General features: G+C 72.5%; 14 protein-coding genes. 8 read left to right on the top strand and 6 right to left on the bottom strand.

Annotation, left to right across the window (positions count from 1 at the left end):
- Positions 1–117: 117 nt before the first annotated feature.
- Both AB0F18_RS11150 and AB0F18_RS11145 read right to left on the bottom strand, forming a co-directional pair.
- Entirely contained in the window at positions 118–573 is a 456-nt protein-coding gene (locus tag AB0F18_RS11150) for a sigma factor-like helix-turn-helix DNA-binding protein (RefSeq protein ID WP_362057591.1), read from the bottom strand.
- A 60-nt stretch (positions 574–633) separates the two neighbouring features.
- Positions 634–1,155: a MarR family transcriptional regulator gene (locus AB0F18_RS11145; protein WP_362057588.1), complete on the bottom strand. Its 522-nt coding sequence runs from the start codon at positions 1,153–1,155 to the stop codon at positions 634–636.
- Positions 1,156–1,393: 238 nt separating this feature from the next.
- Here AB0F18_RS11145 and ilvA point away from each other — a divergent pair, with 238 nt between their 5' ends.
- The 3 genes from ilvA to AB0F18_RS11130 all read left to right on the top strand — a co-directional run bounded on the left by ilvA (position 1,394) and on the right by AB0F18_RS11130 (position 4,604).
- Positions 1,394–2,623, top strand: a complete 1,230-nt coding sequence (gene ilvA / locus AB0F18_RS11140; protein WP_362057585.1) for a threonine ammonia-lyase — start codon at positions 1,394–1,396, stop codon at positions 2,621–2,623.
- 143 nt (positions 2,624–2,766) lie between these two features.
- Complete coding sequence (locus tag AB0F18_RS11135; RefSeq protein ID WP_362057582.1) at positions 2,767–3,750, top strand: ATP-binding cassette domain-containing protein; 984 nt, start codon at positions 2,767–2,769, stop codon at positions 3,748–3,750.
- Positions 3,747–4,604 (top strand): ABC transporter permease, encoded by an 858-nt coding sequence (locus tag AB0F18_RS11130; RefSeq protein WP_362057579.1) that lies wholly within the window; start codon positions 3,747–3,749, stop codon positions 4,602–4,604. The genes AB0F18_RS11135 and AB0F18_RS11130 overlap by 4 nt, the downstream gene beginning before the upstream one ends.
- A 96-nt stretch (positions 4,605–4,700) precedes the next feature.
- Here the strand turns inward: AB0F18_RS11130 and greA are convergent, their stop codons facing one another.
- The 3 genes from greA to AB0F18_RS11115 form a co-directional block, all read right to left on the bottom strand.
- The gene (gene greA / locus AB0F18_RS11125; RefSeq protein WP_362057576.1) at positions 4,701–5,201 is read right to left on the bottom strand and encodes a transcription elongation factor GreA; all 501 of its coding nucleotides are present in this window, start codon (positions 5,199–5,201) and stop codon (positions 4,701–4,703) included.
- Between the two features lie 155 nt (positions 5,202–5,356).
- Positions 5,357–6,550, bottom strand: a complete 1,194-nt coding sequence (locus AB0F18_RS11120; RefSeq protein ID WP_362057573.1) for a hypothetical protein — start codon at positions 6,548–6,550, stop codon at positions 5,357–5,359.
- A 95-nt stretch (positions 6,551–6,645) separates the two neighbouring features.
- Positions 6,646–7,059, bottom strand: coding sequence for a DUF4307 domain-containing protein (locus AB0F18_RS11115; RefSeq protein WP_362057570.1), 414 nt, complete (start codon positions 7,057–7,059; stop codon positions 6,646–6,648).
- Between the two features lie 106 nt (positions 7,060–7,165).
- Here AB0F18_RS11115 and mca point away from each other — a divergent pair, with 106 nt between their 5' ends.
- Entirely contained in the window at positions 7,166–8,047 is an 882-nt protein-coding gene (gene mca, locus AB0F18_RS11110; RefSeq protein WP_344164070.1) for a mycothiol conjugate amidase Mca, read from the top strand.
- A gap of 2 nt (positions 8,048–8,049) precedes the next feature.
- Positions 8,050–8,289 carry a hypothetical protein gene (locus tag AB0F18_RS11105; protein WP_362057566.1) on the top strand — a complete coding sequence of 80 codons (240 nt, stop codon included), beginning with the start codon at positions 8,050–8,052 and terminating at the stop codon, positions 8,287–8,289.
- Between the two features lie 82 nt (positions 8,290–8,371).
- Here the strand turns inward: AB0F18_RS11105 and AB0F18_RS11100 are convergent, their stop codons facing one another.
- Positions 8,372–11,611 (bottom strand): tetratricopeptide repeat protein, encoded by a 3,240-nt coding sequence (locus tag AB0F18_RS11100; RefSeq protein WP_362057563.1) that lies wholly within the window; start codon positions 11,609–11,611, stop codon positions 8,372–8,374.
- A gap of 245 nt (positions 11,612–11,856) precedes the next feature.
- On the opposite strand from AB0F18_RS11100, the gene AB0F18_RS11095 reads away from it, so the two are divergent.
- The 3 genes from AB0F18_RS11095 to AB0F18_RS11085 all read left to right on the top strand — a co-directional run bounded on the left by AB0F18_RS11095 (position 11,857) and on the right by AB0F18_RS11085 (position 16,826).
- The gene (locus tag AB0F18_RS11095) at positions 11,857–13,191 is read left to right on the top strand and encodes a recombinase family protein (RefSeq protein ID WP_362057560.1); all 1,335 of its coding nucleotides are present in this window, start codon (positions 11,857–11,859) and stop codon (positions 13,189–13,191) included.
- A 47-nt stretch (positions 13,192–13,238) separates the two neighbouring features.
- Positions 13,239–15,302: a thioredoxin domain-containing protein gene (locus AB0F18_RS11090; protein ID WP_362057557.1), complete on the top strand. Its 2,064-nt coding sequence runs from the start codon at positions 13,239–13,241 to the stop codon at positions 15,300–15,302.
- Positions 15,303–15,542: 240 nt separating this feature from the next.
- Entirely contained in the window at positions 15,543–16,826 is a 1,284-nt protein-coding gene (locus AB0F18_RS11085) for a glycosyltransferase (protein ID WP_362057554.1), read from the top strand.
- Positions 16,827–16,864: the final 38 nt, after the last annotated feature.

The following is a 16,864-nucleotide window of genomic DNA, read 5'->3' as shown; positions in this document are numbered from 1 at the left end:
GCCGCCGCCGCGCGGGGGCGGCGGCGGCCCTCGCCAGACCGGCCGGCACCGCCGGGTGCGGGCCCTCCAGCAGCTGCCTGACCTGCTTCTCCTTGCGGTCGTAGCGGTCGTAGGCGTTCACGCCGCCCCCGACTCCGCCGCGGGCCGCGCCGCCTCGCGCAGGGTGGCCACCGCCCGGTTGCGCAGGGCCTCGACCCGCTCCGGCGCCAGCCCCAGCTGCGCGGCCGTGACCTCCTCGGCGACCCCCTCGTAGACCCGCATGACCAGCACCAGCCGCTGCGCCGGGTTCAGCGGCGCGAGGATCCCGCTCCCGGCCGGCAGCCGCCGCGCGGTGCGCGCGTACGCGGCGCAGACCTCCTGGCGGGTGTGGTCGTACGGGTCGTCGCCGCGCAGCCGCTCCCAGTGCGCGTACGTACGGGCCAGCGCGCCCGCGAGGATGCGGTGCGCGGCGTACGCCTGCGCCGGGGGCTCGGCCGTCAGCAGGACCGCGACGTGCAGGAGCCGCCCCGCCGCGCCCGCGACGAAGGCCTCGAACTCCGGGTCGCGCCCCGAACGCCGGTCCACAGCACACATGGTGCGGCCTGCGGCACCACCCCGGTCAAGGGGTGGGACGCGGCGGGATCGCGTGCTCCGTCAGGAGGCGGGGCCGCCCTCGGAGGTGGCGGACATCAGCTCCGACAGCGAGCCGTTGAAGCGCGTCAGCAGCGCCGTGAACACCTCGCGCTCCTCCTCCGCCCAGCCCTCCGTCACCCGGGCCATCAGCTCGCGCCGCGAGGAGCGGACCTCCTCCAGCCGCGCCAGCCCGCGCGGGGACAGCGCGAGGACCACGGCCCGGCCGTCCTCGGGGTGCGAGGTGCGCTTGACCAGCCCGGCGTCGACCAGCGGGGCCACCTGACGGGTGACGGTCGAGGAGTCGATGCCCATGCCGCCCGCGAGCGCCTTGACGCCCATCGGGCCTTCGAGGTCGAGCCGGTTCAGCAGCAGGTACGCGGCGCGGTCCATCGAGTTGCGCGCCTGGCCGACCCCGCCCAGGCGGGTCTGCTCGGCCCGGCGGGCGAAGACGGCCACCTGGTGCTGGAGCGCGTCGAGGAGTCCGGATCCGGCGGGCGCTTCGGCCGCCGTGGGCAGGTCGGAACTGGCCGGGATGGAGGGCATGGCCGTGGCTCTCTTCGCGTGGGGCCGACAAGGATGGGGGACAGAGTACGCGGCCCTGCGGCGGCTCGTACGCCGCGTTTGACAACTGATACGCCCCGTAGGCGCGACAGCCCCCGGCGCATCCCGGATGGCGAGATTTCGCCCCTGCCCGCGGGCCTGGCCGCCGCCCCCCTCAAGGCCCCGCGGACGACCCGTCCATCCCTGAGCCGGGGCCCCCGGGGGCTGCGAGACTGGCCGCATGAACTACCGCGTGCAGCCCGTCCCCCAGGTCATCCTCGACGACGTCCGGGGGGCTCAGAAGATGCTGTCCGGGGTGTCCCGGGTGACCGCGATGGAGGGCAGCAGGCACCTCTCCTCCCTCGTGGGCGCCCCGGTCCACCTCAAGTGCGAGAACCTCCAGCGCACCGGCTCCTTCAAGCTGCGCGGCGCGTACGTGCGCATCGCGGGCCTGCGCCCCGAGCAGCGCGCCGCCGGGGTCGTCGCGGCCAGCGCCGGCAACCACGCCCAGGGCGTGGCGCTGGCCTCCTCCCTGCTCGGGGTCCGCTCCACGGTGTTCATGCCGGTCGGCGCCCCGCTGCCCAAGGTGGCCGCCACCCGGGAGTACGGGGCCGAGGTGCGGCTGGAGGGGCAGGTCGTCGACGAGACCCTGGCCGCCGCCCAGGAGTACGCGGACCGCACCGGGGCGGTGTTCATCCACCCCTTCGACCACCGCGACATCATCGCCGGCCAGGGCACCGTCGGCCTGGAGATCCTGGAGCAGTGCCCCGAGGTGCGCACGATCCTGGTGGGCGTCGGCGGCGGAGGGCTGGCCGCGGGCATCGCGGTGGCCGTCAAGGCGCTGCGCCCGGACGTGAAGGTGATCGGCGTGCAGGCGGCGGGCGCGGCCGCGTACCCGCCCTCGCTCCAGGTCGGCCACCCGGTGTCCATCGACCGCCCCGTCACGATGGCCGACGGCATCAAGGTCGGCCGCCCCGGCGACGTGCCCTTCGCGATCATCGGCGAGCTGCTGGACGACGTGCGGACGGTGTCGGAGGACGCCCTGTCCAGCGCCCTGCTGCTGTGCCTGGAGCGGGCCAAGCTGGTCGTCGAGCCGGCCGGCTGCGCCCCGGTGGCCGCGCTGCTGAGCGAGCCGGAGCGGTACGCGGGCGGGCCGGTGGTCGCCGTCCTGTCCGGCGGGAACGTGGATCCGCTGCTGCTCCAGCGGATCCTGCGCCACGGCATGGCGGCGGCCGGCCGCTACCTGTCGCTGCGGCTGCGGGTGGCGGACGCGCCGGGGGCGCTGGCGGGGCTGCTGGGGGTGCTGTCGACGGTGGACGCCAACGTGCTGGACGTCAGCCACGTACGGACCGACCCCCGGCTCGGGCTCACCGAGGTCGAGGTGGAGCTGCACCTGGAGACCAAGGGGCCCGAGCACTGCAAGGAGGTCGCGCGGACCCTGCACGGCGCGGGGTACCGGGTGATGGGCTGAGAACACAGGTCCGTGCGTCCGGAGCATGGCGCAACGCGATATGACGCGATAGGGTGCGGTGCGCCGGGCAACCCCTGCCCGGCGCACCTAGGATTTGACTGGTATTGCCCCGATTCGTTTGATCGATCGCTGGGAGAATCCGTATGCCGGGCGCCATATACGCCGAAGCCCTGGTCAAGACCTTCGGCGACGTACGGGCACTGGACGGCGTGGACCTCGACGTCCCCGAGGGAACCGTGCTGGGCCTCCTCGGCCCGAACGGCGCGGGCAAGACCACGACCGTGCGCGTCCTGACCACCCTCCTCCAGCCCGACAGCGGCCGCGCCGTCGTCGCCGGGATCGACGTGCTCAAACACCCCAACGAGGTCCGCCGCTCCATCGGCCTCTCCGGCCAGTTCGCCGCCGTCGACGAGTACCTCACCGGCCGAGAGAACCTCCAGATGGTCGGCCAGCTCTACCAGATGAGCGGCAGGGCGGCCAAGGCCCGCGCCGTCGAGCTGCTGGAACGCTTCAACCTCGACGAGGCCGCGGACCGCACCGCCAAGACCTACTCCGGCGGCATGCGCAGGCGCCTCGACCTCGCCGCCGCCCTCGTCGTCCGCCCGCCGGTGATGTTCATGGACGAGCCCACCACCGGCCTCGACCCGCGCAACCGCCAGGCCCTGTGGGACGTCATCGAGGAACTCGTCGCCGGGGGCACCACCCTCCTGCTGACCACCCAGTACCTGGAGGAGGCCGACCGCCTCGCCCACGACATCTGCGTGGTCGACCACGGCCGGGTCATCGCCCGAGGCACCTCCGACCAGCTCAAGGCCCAGACCGGCGGCGAACGCGTCGAGGTCGTCGTCCACGCCCGCGAGCACATCACCACCGCCCGCGAGGTCCTCACCGGCTTCGGCCGCGGCGAGACCACCGTCGAGGAGCACACCCGCAAGCTCACCGTCCCCGTGCAGGGCGGCGCCAAGCTGCTCGCCGAGGTCATCCGCGAGCTGGACCTGCGGGGCATCGAGATCGACGACATCGGCCTGCGCCGCCCCACCCTCGACGACGTGTTCATCTCCCTCACCGGCCACGCGGCCGAACTGACCGAGGGCAACGGCAACGGCAGCAGGAGGGCAGCTCGGTGACCACCACCTTCCCGGGTACGGAACGCGCGGCCCCCCGCCCCGGCGGCGGCATCGTCCAGAGCGTGCGGGACTCCCTGGTCATAGCCCGGCGGAACCTCATCAGGATGTCCCGGATACCCGAAGTCGTGGTGTTCGGACTGGTCCAGCCGGTGATGTTCGTCGTGCTGTTCAGCTACGTCTTCGGCGGCTCGATCGCCGTCGGCGGCAGCACCTCGCCCGACGCCTACCGCGAGTTCCTGATGGCCGGCATCTTCGCCCAGACCGTCACCTTCGCCACCGCCGGCGCGGGCGCCGGCATCGCGGACGACATGCACAAGGGCCTGATCGACCGCTTCCGCTCCCTGCCCATGGCCCGCGGCGCGGTCCTCACCGGCCGCACCCTCGCCGACCTCGTCCAGACCGCGCTGACCGTGGTCGTCCTGGCGGTCGTGGCCCTGATCGTCGGCTGGCGCACCCACGAGAACATCGGCAAGGTCCTCGTCGGCTTCGCCCTGCTGCTCCTGCTCGGCTACGCCTTCTCCTGGATCGGCGCCCTGATCGGCCTGACGGTGCGCACCCCGGAGGCGGCCACCTCGGGCGGGCTGATCTGGCTCTTCCCGCTGACGTTCATCTCGAACGCCTTCGTCCCCTCCGAGAACATGCCGGCGTTCCTGCGGCACATCGCGGAGTGGAACCCCTTCAGCGCGACCGTCCAGGCGGCCCGCGAGCTGTTCGGCAACCTCCCCGAGGGCTACCCGGTGCCCGCGGCCTGGCCCATGCAGCACCCGGTCCTCGCGTCGGTCCTGTGGTCCCTGCTGATCATCGCGGTCTTCCGCACCCTCGCGGTCCGCAAGTACCGCTCGGCCACCGCCTGAGGCGGCCGCGCACATGCGCGAGCCCCCGCCGGAACCGGCCGGTCCGGCGGGGGCTCGCGCGTACGTCCTCGTCAGGCGTCCTCGTAAAGGGGCCGGTCAGCCGTTGAAGGGCTTGACGGCCATGACCTTGACGGTGGCCTTCTTGCCGTTCGGCAGCTCGTACTGGGCGTCCTCGCCGACCTTCTTGCCCAGCACGCCCGCACCCAGCGGGGACTGCGGCGAGTAGGTCTCGAACTCGCTGGAGGCGTACTCGCGGGAGGCCAGCAGGAACTCCAGCGTGTCGTCCTCGTCGCCGTCGAAGGCGATGGTCACGAGCATGCCCGGGGCGACCTCGCCCTCGGCCGTCGTGGGCGCGGTGCCGACCTTCGCGTTCTCCAGGAGCTGGGTGAGCTGGCGGACGCGGAGCTCCTGCTTGCCCTGCTCCTCCTTGGCCGCGTGGTAGCCGCCGTTCTCGCGCAGGTCGCCCTCCTCGCGGGCAGCCGCGATCTTCATGGCGATCTCCGTGCGTGCGGGACCAGAGAGGTAGTCCAGCTCGGCCTTCAGCTGGTCGTACGCCGCCTGGGTCAGCCAGGTGACGCTCTCGCTCGTCTGGGTCACGGGTGCTCCTCGTCGGTACAGGGGACTACATAGCCGCCAGTGGCGGGCGAAACCACGAGCCTAACAATTCGGGAAGAAAAGGGGGAGGACACGATGTGTATGAAGTGTGTCATTGCGTCCCGCCCCCGCGCCCCCCGCGAGCGCACCGCGCGGGCTCAGCGCTCGAAGTTCGTCAGCACGCAGCCGTCGACCTGAGCCCGCTCCAGCCGGTAGCCCGCCGGGGCGGTGAAGCCGGGCTCGCAGTTCAGGTACAGGAACTGGAGCTGGTACAGCCCGTTCAGGTTGGCCTTTCTGTTGACCTCCACGGCGATGTTGGTGCCGACCAGCAGCTTGTTCTGGGTGGCCAGGATGCGGCCGTCGTCCTTCAGGTCGGCCAGCTGGGCCGCCTTGGCCTTGGACTGCAGGGTCTTCATGTCACTGACGGTGTCCAGCCAGTTCAGGTCGTGCGCGCGCTGCGCCCCGCCGAGCTTCCCGCAGACCGCCCGCTCCTTGACGCCCCAGGCGGCCGGGCCCTCCCTGTCGACGACCGGCTTGTAGTCGATCGACTGGACGTGCTCGTCGGTGACGGTCATCTCCGTGCAGTCGATGTAGAGGGGGTGGACGAGCTTCTTCAGCTCGGCCATGCTCCCCGCGCTCGCCAGCCCCAGGCTGCCGGTGGCCGGCTGGCCCGGCACCTCCGGCCCCTCGGTGGAGGGGTCGTGCGGCTCCTCCAGGTTCTTGCTGCCGTCGCCGTCCTTGCTGCTGACGAAGTCGGTGAGGCCGCAGTGGTCGACCAGGGGCTTCTCCCTCTTGTAGCCGGCCGGTACGGCGAAGCCCGGGTTGCAGGTCAGGATGCGCAGGTCGGAGTTGACCAGGTCCACGGCGGTCTTGGTCTTCGTCGGGACGACCACGAAGCCCTTGCCGACGATCGTCCGGCTGAAGTTGCCGAAGCCGCCGTCGCCCTGCTCGATCATCTTCATGGTGTGGTCGTAGTAGGCCTGCTGGAAGGTCTTCATGTCCGAGACCCGGTAGATCAGGATGTCGCCGTGCCGCTTGACGTCCGTGCAGACGCCGCGCTCGGCAACGGCCCAGTTGCCGTCCTTCGTGTCGTCGGTGGCCGGCAGCCGGTCGTCCTTCGGGTCCGTGCCCAGGCGCTCGCAGGAGGTGAACTTCTGGAGGTAGGCCTGCACCTCGGCCAGTGAGGCCGGCGCGGCGGCGTCGGCCGCGGGGGAGGCCTGGGCCGGGGCTCCGGCCGTCGCGGAGGGCGGGGCGGCGGGCGGTCCCGCCTTGGCGGGGTCCTCGCAGGCGGTGGCGAGGGTGAGGAGTGAGGCTGCGACTGCGGTCGCGGTCAGGGTCCGCTTGAAGCGCATGGAGATCTTCCGTCGGCTGGACAGGGCACGGGGGATGGCGTGCACATGCTAAGCGCGTACGTGATCTTGCCCTACGGCTCCGGGCGGGGTGTCGCTCAGCGGGCGGTGCCCGCAGCCTGGCAGCCGACCAGATCGATCATGGTGGCGCGGCCGGTGGTCTTCAGCGTGACCACCTCGTCCACACGCGTCGACTTCTGCGCGAAGGTGAAGTCCGCGCGGCCCACCTCGCTGTGGTCCTCGTCCTGGGAGCCGAGGGTGCAGACACCGGTGACCGAGGCGTCCTTGCGGACCTCCAGGTGCACCTTCACCTCGTTGTCGGAGACGATCTGGAACTTGATCACCTCGGCGCTGACGCTCTGCCCGCCGACGTAGTCCCAGCCGATCCATCCGACGACGGCCAGCAGACCGACCCCGAGCACCGAGCCGACGATCTTGAGCTTCCGGTCCGCCCGCTCGTCCGCCGACCGCCCGTAGCGGCCTTCCGGGAGCCCTTCGCGCACCGCGCTCATGATCGATTCCTCTCGCTGGGGAGGGTGAGGCACCCAGGAATTTTCCGTCCCCCGATTCGGTCAATATAGAGGTTGACCGTCGCGCCGAATCACAGAGGATCCTGTCTTGACCGAGCAGCTTCGACTGATGGCCGTCCATGCCCACCCCGACGACGAGTCGAGCAAGGGCGCGGCCACGATGGCCAAGTACGTGTCCGAGGGTGTGCCCGTCCTGGTGGTGACCTGCACCGGCGGTGAGCGCGGCTCCGTACTGAACCCCAAGCTCCAGGGCGACAAGTACATCGAGGAGAACATCCACGAGGTACGCGCCAAGGAGATGGACGAGGCGCGCGAGATCCTCGGCATCGAGCAGGAGTGGCTCGGCTACGTGGACTCCGGCCTGCCCGAGGGCGACCCGCTGCCGCCGCTGCCCGAGGGCTGCTTCGCCCTCGCGGACGTGGAGGAGGCCGCCGGCGAGCTGGTGAAGAAGATCCGCGCCTTCAAGCCGCAGGTCATCACCACCTACGACGAGAACGGCGGCTACCCGCACCCCGACCACATCATGACCCACAAGATCACGATGGTGGCCTTCGACGGCGCGGCCGACACCGACAAGTTCCCCGAGGCCGAGTACGGCGCCCCGTACCAGCCGCAGAAGCTCTACTACAACCAGGGCTTCAACAAGCCCCGCACCATCGCGCTGCACGAGGCGCTCCTCGCGCGCGGCCTGGAGTCCCCCTACGGGGAGTGGCTGGAGCGGTGGAAGGAGTTCGAGCGCAAGGAGCGGACCCTGACCACGCACGTGCCCTGCTCGGACTTCTTCGAGATCCGCGACAAGGCCCTCATCGCGCACGCCACGCAGATCGACCCCGACGGCGGCTGGTTCCGCGTCCCGATGGAGATCCAGAAGGAGGTCTGGCCCACGGAGGAGTACGAGCTCGCGAAGTCGCTCGTCGACACCTCCCTCCCCGAGTCCGACCTCTTCGCGGGCATCCGGGAGAATGCCTAGCTATGAGCGCTATGCAGACAGCAGTCACCCAGCTCGTTCCGCTGGCCGCCGACACCTTCGACAAGAACAAGGTGACCCCGGGTCTTCTCGGGTTCATCGTGTTCGCGGCCCTCGCCCTCGGCGTGTGGGGCCTGATGAAGTCGATGAGCAAGCACATGGGACGGGTCGACTTCGAGGAGGCCCCGGAGCCGGCGGCCGCCGGCGCGGCTCCGGCCGCGTCCGCCGAGGGCTCCAAGGCCTGACCCCGCGCGCCGGGTGAGCGCCCCGCCCGCCGGACACCGGCGGGCCGGGGCGCTCCGGCACGGGCACGGGCAGGGCGGGTGCTCACGCCGGCAGGGCCGGCAGCGGCACCCCCATGACCTCACGGGCCCGCAGGTCGGGGACCAGGCCCAGACGCCAGGCCTGCCAGCCCTCCGCCGGGTCCACGCCCCGCGCCAGCACCGCCGCGTACGCCTCCACGCACTCCTCCAGGCGGTCGCCCCGCAGCCGGTGCGGGGCCTGCGTCAGCCGGGCCAGCTCCGCCAGGGCCTCGTCCGCCCCCGCCGCCGGCGCCGCGTACGGCAGCAGCGTGCAGCGCAGGAAGCGCGCCCAGTCCTCCCCGCGCCGGTCCCCGTACGAGGCGAACAGCCGGCCCGCCTCCTCGCACAGCGCCAGAGCCTGCGGCAGCCGGGCGTTCCCCGCGTCCACCACCGCCAGCTCCAGGCAGGTCCAGCCCTCCCCGTGGGCCAGCGCGATCCGCCGGAAGTCGGCCCGCGCGTCCACCAGCAGCTGCCGGGCGAACCCGGAGTTGCGCAGGTTCCCCGTCTGCGCCGCCCGCAGATCGCGCGCCACCCGCCCCGAGTGGTAGCGGGCGTGCGCCAGCCCGTACACGTCCCGCATCCGGGAGAACATCGTCCGGGCCCGCTCCAGCTCCCGTACCGCCCGGTCCAGATCCCCGTCCTCCTCCAGCGCCAGCCCCAGGTAGTACAGGGTCCACGCCTCGCCCCGCGCGTCCTCCGCCAGCCGGTGCCGGGCCAGCGCGTCCCGCAGCCGCTGCAGCGCCGTCTCCGGATCCCCGGCGACCACCCGGGCCCGGCCCAGCTGGGTCAGCGCCCAGGCCTCGCCCCGGTCGTCGCGCGTCCGCCCGTACAGGCCCAGCGCCAGCAGCAGTTCCTCCTCCGCCCGCGACACGTCCCCGACGCGCAGGTGGACCTGGCCCAGCTGGAAGTGCGCCCACGCCTCGCCGTGCACGCTCTCGCTCTCCCGGTGCAGGGCCAGCGACCGCTCCAGCAGCGCCACCGCCTCCGCCAGGTTCCCCCGGTCCCGCTCGACCGCGCCCAGCGCGTGCAGCGCCCACGCCCGGTCGCCCGCCAGCTCCTCCGGCTCCTGCAGCACCAGCGCCTCCCGGATCCGGGCCGCCGCCTCCGGCAGGTTGCCCTGGTGGTGCAGGGTGATGCCCAGCGACAGCAGCGCCATGGCCGCGCCCGCCTCCTGCCGGGCCTCCTTGAACTGGTCCACCAGCGAGGTCAGAGTCGTCCGCGACTTGTCCAGCTCGCCCAGCTGGCGCGCCGCGATACCCGTGCGCCACTGCACCGAACGGTTCAGCCGGCCCTGGTCCACCGCCCGCGTCAGCTCGTTGATCTCGCCCAGCCGGTACAGGTCACCGCGCAGCAGACAGAAGTCGCACAGCGCCCCCAGCAGGTCCAGCACCGCCTGCTGGTCCACGCCCTCCGAATGCCGCAGCGCCGCCGTGATGAAGCTGGACTCGTCGTCCAGCCAGCGCAGCGCCGCGTCCAGGGAGGGGAAGCCGTGCCCCCCGAAGTGGTTGGCCCGGGTCGACATCTTCCCGTCGACCATCCGGATCACCGAGTCCGCCAGCCGCGCGTAGTCCCGGATCAGCCGCTCGTGCGCGGCGGCCGCCTCCGCCCGGTCCTCGTCCGCCGCCAGCCGGGCCGCCGCGTACGCGCGGACCGCGTCGTGCATCCGGTACCGCTCCCCGCGTACGAGGTCCAGCAGGCCCGCCCGGGCCAGCTCGCCCAGCAGCCGCCCGGCCTCCACCCGCTCCGCGTCCGCCAGCGCCGCGGCCGCCGCCGCCCCCAGCGAGGCCCGCCCGGCCAGCGTCAGCCGGCGCAGCAGCCGGCGCCGCTCCTCGGGCAGGCGTACGTAGGCCAGCTCCAGGGCGTGCTCCAGCGCGCCCGCCCCGTCCCCGCTCCCGTCGGAGGCCCGGGCCGCACCCAGCGGAGCCAGCACGCGCAGCGCCAGCGGCAGCCCCGCCGCCAGCTCCAGCAGCCCCGCCTCCGCCGCCGGACCCGGCGCGGCCTCGCCCGCCGCGTGCGCCCCGGCCCGCAGCACCTCGGCCGCCTCCGGCCCGGCCAGCCGCGCCACCGGCAGCTGGTGCACCCAGGCCCCCAGGTCCGCGGGCAGCTCCAGCGGCTCCCGCGCCGTGACCAGCACCAGGCTCTCGGAGCGCTCCGGCACCAGCGCCCGCACCTGCTCCGGGTCCACCGCGTCGTCCAGCACCACCGTCACCGGCAGCCCCTGGAGGTGCTGGTGGTACAGCTCCCCGAGCCGGCGCACCTGGTGCTCGGCCGAAGCCCCCTCGCGGAACAGCAGCTGCTCGCGCGGGGCGCCCAGCCGGTTGAGCAGGTGCAGCAGGGCCTCCCGCGTCGACAGCGGCGGCTCACCGGCGGCGGGGGCCCCGCCCCGCAGGTCCACCACGCACGCCCCGCGGAACTGGTCCCGCAGGGTGTGCGCCGCCCGCAGCGCCAGCGCCGTACGCCCCACCCCCGGCTCGCCGTGCAGCACGACCACCACCGGCCGCGTCTCGGTACTGGCCCGGGCCGCCGACACCCACTGCGCGATCCGGGTCAGCTCCGCCCGCCGGCCCGTGAACAGGGCATCTGCGTCCGGGAGTTGCCCGAACGACTGCTCCAGCATGCTGCGCCGCCGCGCCTCGGCGCTGCGGTCCACCCCGCGCAGCTGCGGCGGCACGGCCGCGGCGGGCCCCTCCGAACCGGCCCGGCCGCGCACGGGCCCCCGTACCGCGGTCGCCGGAGCGGTGGCCGCCGCCACCGCCCGCTCCTGCTCCAGGAAGGGCCGGATCCCGCGCACCTCCAGCGCCGTCAGCCACTGCAGCCTCAGCTGCTCCGGCCCGCCCGGCCGCCCCGCGGCCCCGGCCCGCCGGTTGGCGGCCGGGACGTGCACCGCCGCCACCCGGGCCACCGTCGTCGCGGCCCCCGCCGCGCCCACGACGATGCCCGCGCTGAGCGCCGTACCCGCGTCGACCCCGAAGGCCAGGTCCGCCCCGGCGGCGGCCGCCGCGGCGACGGCCGTCACCAGCAGGGCCGTCCCGCTGCTCGCCCGCCGGAAGGCCTCCCCGAGCGACTGCTCCCCGGCGGCGGCCTCGTCCAGGGCGGCCACGTACGCGGCGTACTCCTCGTCCGCCACCCCGGCCAGCCCGTCGAGCGCCTCCCGCCCCCGCGCGAGCAGCCCCTCCGCATCCGCCCCGCCACCCGCCCGCCGGACCTCCTCCTCGACGGCCCGGGCCAGCACCCGCTCGGCCTCGACACGATGGCTGTCCCGCATGGGCATCCTCCTCGGAGAGCTCCGCAAACGTGCGCCAAGTGTCCTGCGCGACGGTCCGCAGCGCGAGGCAATCTGAGCTAGATCAGAGGGAGTTGGCCCCCGAACGGCCATCGGCGCGCATATATGCACAGGCGGTCCGGCCACCCCGGCCCGCCGGCTGCCGGTTCCTACAGGTACGTAACCCGACCAGCGGTTCGTCCGTTGAGTCGAGCATCGGACGAACTCTCGAAAAAAGGGGGCGCGCCATGGACCTCATGCGCCACACCACCGAAGGCGGCCTGATCCCCGTCGCTTCCTACGCCCGCACCTCGCAGGACACGTCGAAGCACGTCGCCCGCGGAGTACGTGACCAGCACCGCATCAACGAACACACCGCGAAGGAACACGGCTGCGTAGTCGTCGCGACCTACACCGACAATGCGCGCAACGCCACGAAGGGCGACCGGCAACGTCCCGGCTTCGACCACCTGCTGGCCGATCTCCATCGTGGCCACGCCTTCACGGCCGGGCCCCTGTGGGGTGTCGTGGCCGTCGCGGACGACCGCCTCTACCGCAGGCCGGAGGACTTCATCCGGTTCATGGCGGCGCTGACCGCGCAGCCCGGCCGCGTGTACGTCGGCCGGGACGGCCTGCGCGACCCGTACACCAAGGCCGGCCTCCTGCAAGGTGCCGAATCCCTCCAGGGGGCGGTCGCCGAGGGGAGGATGCGCAGCCGGCGGACCCAGGACTGGCACTGGTCGCGGGCGATGGACGGACTGCCGCACAGCGGCCCGAGGCCGTTCGGGTGGCTGGAGGACAGGCTGACCCTCCACCCGTTGGAGGCGGAGCTGGTCCGCAAGGCGATCGAAGACCGCATAGCCGGGAGGTCCATGAGCCAGGTGGCGCGGGAGTGGGTCGCGCTGGGTGTCACGGGTACGCGTGGCGGGCGCCCCAATCCGCAGACGGTGACGCAGATCATCACGGCTCCGAGAGTGTGCGGCTTTCGCGCCAACAGGGGGGAGCTGCTGATCGCCCCGGATACGGACCGACCTGTGGTCGGTGCCTGGCAGGCCATCGTCAGCCCCGAGCAATGGACGGCTGTATGCGCGACCTTCGCGGCAGGGAGCCTGCATATGCACCGGGGGCCGCTCAGCCCGCGCTTGACCGACCGCAAAGCCGGTCCGAAGTACCTCGCCAGCGGGTTCCTGCGCTGTGGCGCGGAAGCCGAAGGGGGCGGCGTGTGTGGTCAACTCCTGGGTGGCAGCAAGGCGGCGAGCCGCAGGAGTCCGTACAACTACACCTGTGCGGCGGGTCGGGGGTGCGGGCGATGCGCCATCAGTGGCCCTCTTGTGGAGGAGGCAATCGAGAGGCTGCTCTTCCCCCGCGGCGGAGAGGGCAAGATCCGGCTGCCGGAACCGATGAGGGTGCGATGGCGGTCGGGCGGCATGGGCTTCGAGGAGAAGAGGAAGGTGATTGCCTCCGTCTTCACCCACCTCACGATCACGCCGGGGAAGAAGGGCTGCGGGACCTGGGACCATTCCCGTGTGGTTCCGGCGTGGAAATGGGTTGATCGACTCGCGGTACCCGACCCTGTGGAGTGATGGCCCGGTCGCGAGGCGGGAACCGGGAGGTGCGGCAGGATGGGAGCATGTCGAACCGCCTCGCCAATGAGACCTCGCCGTATCTGCTCCAGCACGCGGACAACCCCGTCGACTGGTGGCCCTGGTCCCCGGAGGCCTTCGCGGAGGCGCGAGAGCGCGGGGTGCCTGTACTCCTCAGCGTCGGCTATTCGAGTTGTCACTGGTGTCATGTTTTTAGCTTCGAAAGCTTCGAAGATGAACTAACCGCCGCCTACATGAACGAGCACTTCGTCAACATCAAGGTCGACCGCGAGGAGCGGCCCGACGTCGACGCCGTCTACATGGAGGCCGTGCAGGCGGCGACCGGGCAGGGCGGCTGGCCCATGACCGTGTTCCTCACGCCCGACGCCGAGCCCTTCTACTTCGGCACCTACTTCCCGCCCGAGCCCCGGCACGGCATGCCCTCCTTCATGCAGGTGCTCGAAGGCGTACGGGGTGCCTGGGTCGGGCGGCCCGAGGAGGTGGCCGAGGTGGCGCAGCGGATCGTGCGGGACCTCGCCGGGCGGCAGCTGGACTACGGGAAGGCCGGGCGGCCCGGGCCCGAGGAGCTGGGGCGGGCGCTGCTCGGGCTGACGCGGGAGTACGACGCCGTGCGCGGCGGGTTCGGCGGGGCGCCGAAGTTCCCGCCGTCCATGGTGCTGGAGTTCCTGCTGCGCCACCACGCCCGGACCGGGTCCGAGGGGGCCCTGCAGATGGCGGCCGACACCTGCGAGGCCATGGCCCGGGGCGGGATCTACGACCAGCTCGGCGGGGGGTTCGCCCGGTACTCCGTGGACCGGGAGTGGGTCGTGCCGCACTTCGAGAAGATGCTGTACGACAACGCGCTGCTGTGCCGGGTCTATGCGCATCTGTGGCGGGCCACCGGGTCGGACCTCGCGCGGCGGGTCGCGCTGGAGACCGCCGACTTCATGGTGCGGGAACTGCGCACCGGGGAGGGCGGGTTCGCCTCCGCGCTCGACGCCGACAGTGAGGACCCGGAGAGCGGGCGGCACGTCGAGGGGGCCTACTACGCCTGGACGCCCGCCCAGTTGGACGAGGCGCTGGGGGAGGCCGACGGGGAGCTGGCCGCCGCGTACTTCGGGGTCACCGGGGAGGGGACCTTCGAGCACGGCAGGTCGGTGCTGCAACTGCCGCAGGACGGGCCCGTGGTGGAGGCGGCGCGGATCGCCTCGATCAGGGAGCGGCTGCTGGCGGAGCGCGGCCGGCGGCCCGCGCCCGGGCGGGACGACAAGGTCGTCGCCGCCTGGAACGGGCTGGCCATCGCCGCCCTCGCCGAGTGCGGGGCCTTCTTCGAACGGCCCGACCTGGTCGAGCGGGCCATCGAGGCCGCCGATCTGCTCGTGCGGGTGCACTTCGACGCGACGGGGGGCACGGCCCGGCTGGCGCGGACCAGCAAGGACGGGCGCGTCGGAGCGAACGCCGGGGTGCTGGAGGACTACGGGGACGTCGCCGAGGGGTTCCTGACCCTGGCCTCCGTCACCGGGGAGGGGGTGTGGCTGGAGTTCGCCGGGTTCCTCGTCGACCTGGTCATGGCCCGGTTCACCGCCGAGGACGGGTCGCTGTACGACACCGCGCACGACGCCGAGCAGCTGATCCGCCGCCCCCAGGACCCCACCGACACCGCCGCCCCCTCCGGCTGGACGGCCGCCGCCGGAGCGCTCCTCTCGTACGCCGCGCACACCGGCTCGCAGCCCCACCGCGAGGCGGCCGAGCGGGCGCTCGGGGTGGTACAGGCCCTCGGGCCGCGCGCCCCGCGCTTCATCGGGCACGGCCTGGCGGTGGCGGAGGCGCTCGTCGACGGGCCCCGCGAGGTGGCCGTGGTCGGGCACCCCGACGATCCGGCGACGGCGGCCCTGCACCGGACGGCGTTGCTGGGGACGGCTCCCGGGGCGGTGGTGGCGGTCGGACTGCCGCGCGGTGCGGACGGGAGCGGTGGGGAGTTCCCCCTTCTGGCCGAGCGCACACTCGTGCGCGACCTTCCGACGGCGTACGTGTGCCGGCACTTCGTCTGCGCACGGCCTACGACCGAACCGGTCGAGCTGGCTGATCAGTTGGGTGCGGTTCGTCCCTGAAACGTCAGGAGTAGCGTCAATTCCGGTTGCCCCACGTCAACTCGGAAACGTGGTTTTTAACTGGACAGCGCCTCAGCTTCACACGCGCTGCCTAGTCTCGTGTCTTCGGGAGTCACCGAGACGCGCACTGGGGGGTGCGCACGAGGGGGAACGGAGACGGCGGGCCGGGGGGCCCGCGCCGCGTCTCCGGGGTGTTTGCCGGTCGCCGCCTGGGGTTGCGGCATGTCTGTGGGGGACGGTTTGTTCACCTCTGTCGTTATATCCGCCATTTCTCTTGCGCTCTTCTGGATGGCCGCCTTCACCCTGTGGTGGCAGATGCACGCCTGGCGCACGCCCGAGACGCTGGCCTCGACCCGCTTCGACCGCCCCGAAGGCGGGGACCGGCTGGCCTTCTCGCTCCTGCTGCCCGCCCGGCACGAACAGGCCGTCCTGGAACACACCATCGACCGGCTCCTGGAGTCCGGTCACACCGACTACGAGATCATCGTGATCGTCGGCCACGACGACCCGGAGACCGCCGCCGTCGCCGACCGCGCCGCCGCCCGCGCGCCCGAGCGGGTACGGGTCGTCGTCGACCACAACGAGACCAAGAACAAGCCGAAGGCCCTCAACACCGCCCTCCCGCACTGCCGGGGCGACATCGTCGGAGTCTTCGACGCCGAGGACCAGGTCCACCCCCAGCTGCTCTCCCACGTCGACCACGCCTTCCGCGCCACCGGTGCCGACGTGGTCCAGGGCGGCGTCCAGCTCATCAACTTCCACTCCAGCTGGTACAGCCTGCGCAACTGCCTGGAGTACTTCTTCTGGTTCCGCTCCCGCCTCCACCTGCACGCCGAGAAGGGGTTCATCCCGCTCGGCGGCAACACCGTCTTCGTCCGCACCGAGGTGCTGCGCGCGGCCGGCGGCTGGGACCAGAACTGCCTCGCCGAGGACTGCGACCTGGGCGTACGGCTCTCCTCGGTCGGCAAGAAGGTGGTCGTCGCCTACGACTCCGACATGGTCACCCGCGAGGAGACCCCCGGTTCGCTGATGAGCCTGCTCAAGCAGCGCACCCGCTGGAACCAGGGCTTCCTGCAGGTCTACCGGAAGAGGGACTGGCAGCAGCTGCCCGGCCGCGGCCAGCGCTGGCTGGCCCGCTACACGCTGATGACCCCGTTCATGCAGGCGACCTCCGGGGTGATCATCCCGGTCAACTTCGCCGTCGCCGTCTTCCTCGACGTGCCCGTCGGCATCGCGATCATCACCTTCCTCCCCATGATCACCGCGATGGTGACCTTCGTCTTCGAGATCGTCGGCCTGCACGACTTCGGCCGCCAGTACGGGCTGCGCGTGCGCTTCGTGCACTACCTCAAGCTCATCGTCGGCGGGCCCTTCTACCAGGTGATGCTGGCGGGCGCCGCGATCCGGGCGGTCTGGCGCGAGCAGCGCGGCCGCAACGAATGGGAGCTGACCAGCCACACCGGCGCCCACCTGGAGACCGCCGGCGCCTCCGCCTCCGCGACCCGAGAGGACAGCCACCGGTGACCGCCACTGTGCCCACGGCCACTGATCCCCAGCCCGGA

Source organism: Streptomyces sp. NPDC029216, from assembly GCF_040648015.1.
Classification (GTDB): Bacteria; Actinomycetota; Actinomycetes; order Streptomycetales; family Streptomycetaceae; genus Streptomyces.
Note: the sequence above shows the minus strand (reverse complement) of the source record. Positions and strands in the feature narration are given on the sequence as shown.

What these genes read in the sequence shown, in the direction of transcription:
- AB0F18_RS11145 (WP_362057588.1), bottom strand. Translation starts at nt 1,155, where the DNA reads ATGCCCTCCATCCCGGCCAGTTCCGACCTGCCCACGGCGGCCGAAGCG.
- ilvA (WP_362057585.1), top strand. Translation starts at nt 1,394, where the DNA reads ATGAACTACCGCGTGCAGCCCGTCCCCCAGGTCATCCTCGACGACGTC.
- AB0F18_RS11100 (WP_362057563.1), bottom strand. Translation starts at nt 11,611, where the DNA reads ATGCGGGACAGCCATCGTGTCGAGGCCGAGCGGGTGCTGGCCCGGGCC.
- AB0F18_RS11120 (WP_362057573.1), bottom strand. Translation starts at nt 6,550, where the DNA reads ATGCGCTTCAAGCGGACCCTGACCGCGACCGCAGTCGCAGCCTCACTC.
- AB0F18_RS11115 (WP_362057570.1), bottom strand. Translation starts at nt 7,059, where the DNA reads ATGAGCGCGGTGCGCGAAGGGCTCCCGGAAGGCCGCTACGGGCGGTCG.
- AB0F18_RS11090 (WP_362057557.1), top strand. Translation starts at nt 13,239, where the DNA reads ATGTCGAACCGCCTCGCCAATGAGACCTCGCCGTATCTGCTCCAGCAC.
- AB0F18_RS11105 (WP_362057566.1), top strand. Translation starts at nt 8,050, where the DNA reads ATGAGCGCTATGCAGACAGCAGTCACCCAGCTCGTTCCGCTGGCCGCC.
- AB0F18_RS11150 (WP_362057591.1), bottom strand. Translation starts at nt 573, where the DNA reads ATGTGTGCTGTGGACCGGCGTTCGGGGCGCGACCCGGAGTTCGAGGCC.
- AB0F18_RS11095 (WP_362057560.1), top strand. Translation starts at nt 11,857, where the DNA reads ATGGACCTCATGCGCCACACCACCGAAGGCGGCCTGATCCCCGTCGCT.
- AB0F18_RS11135 (WP_362057582.1), top strand. Translation starts at nt 2,767, where the DNA reads ATGCCGGGCGCCATATACGCCGAAGCCCTGGTCAAGACCTTCGGCGAC.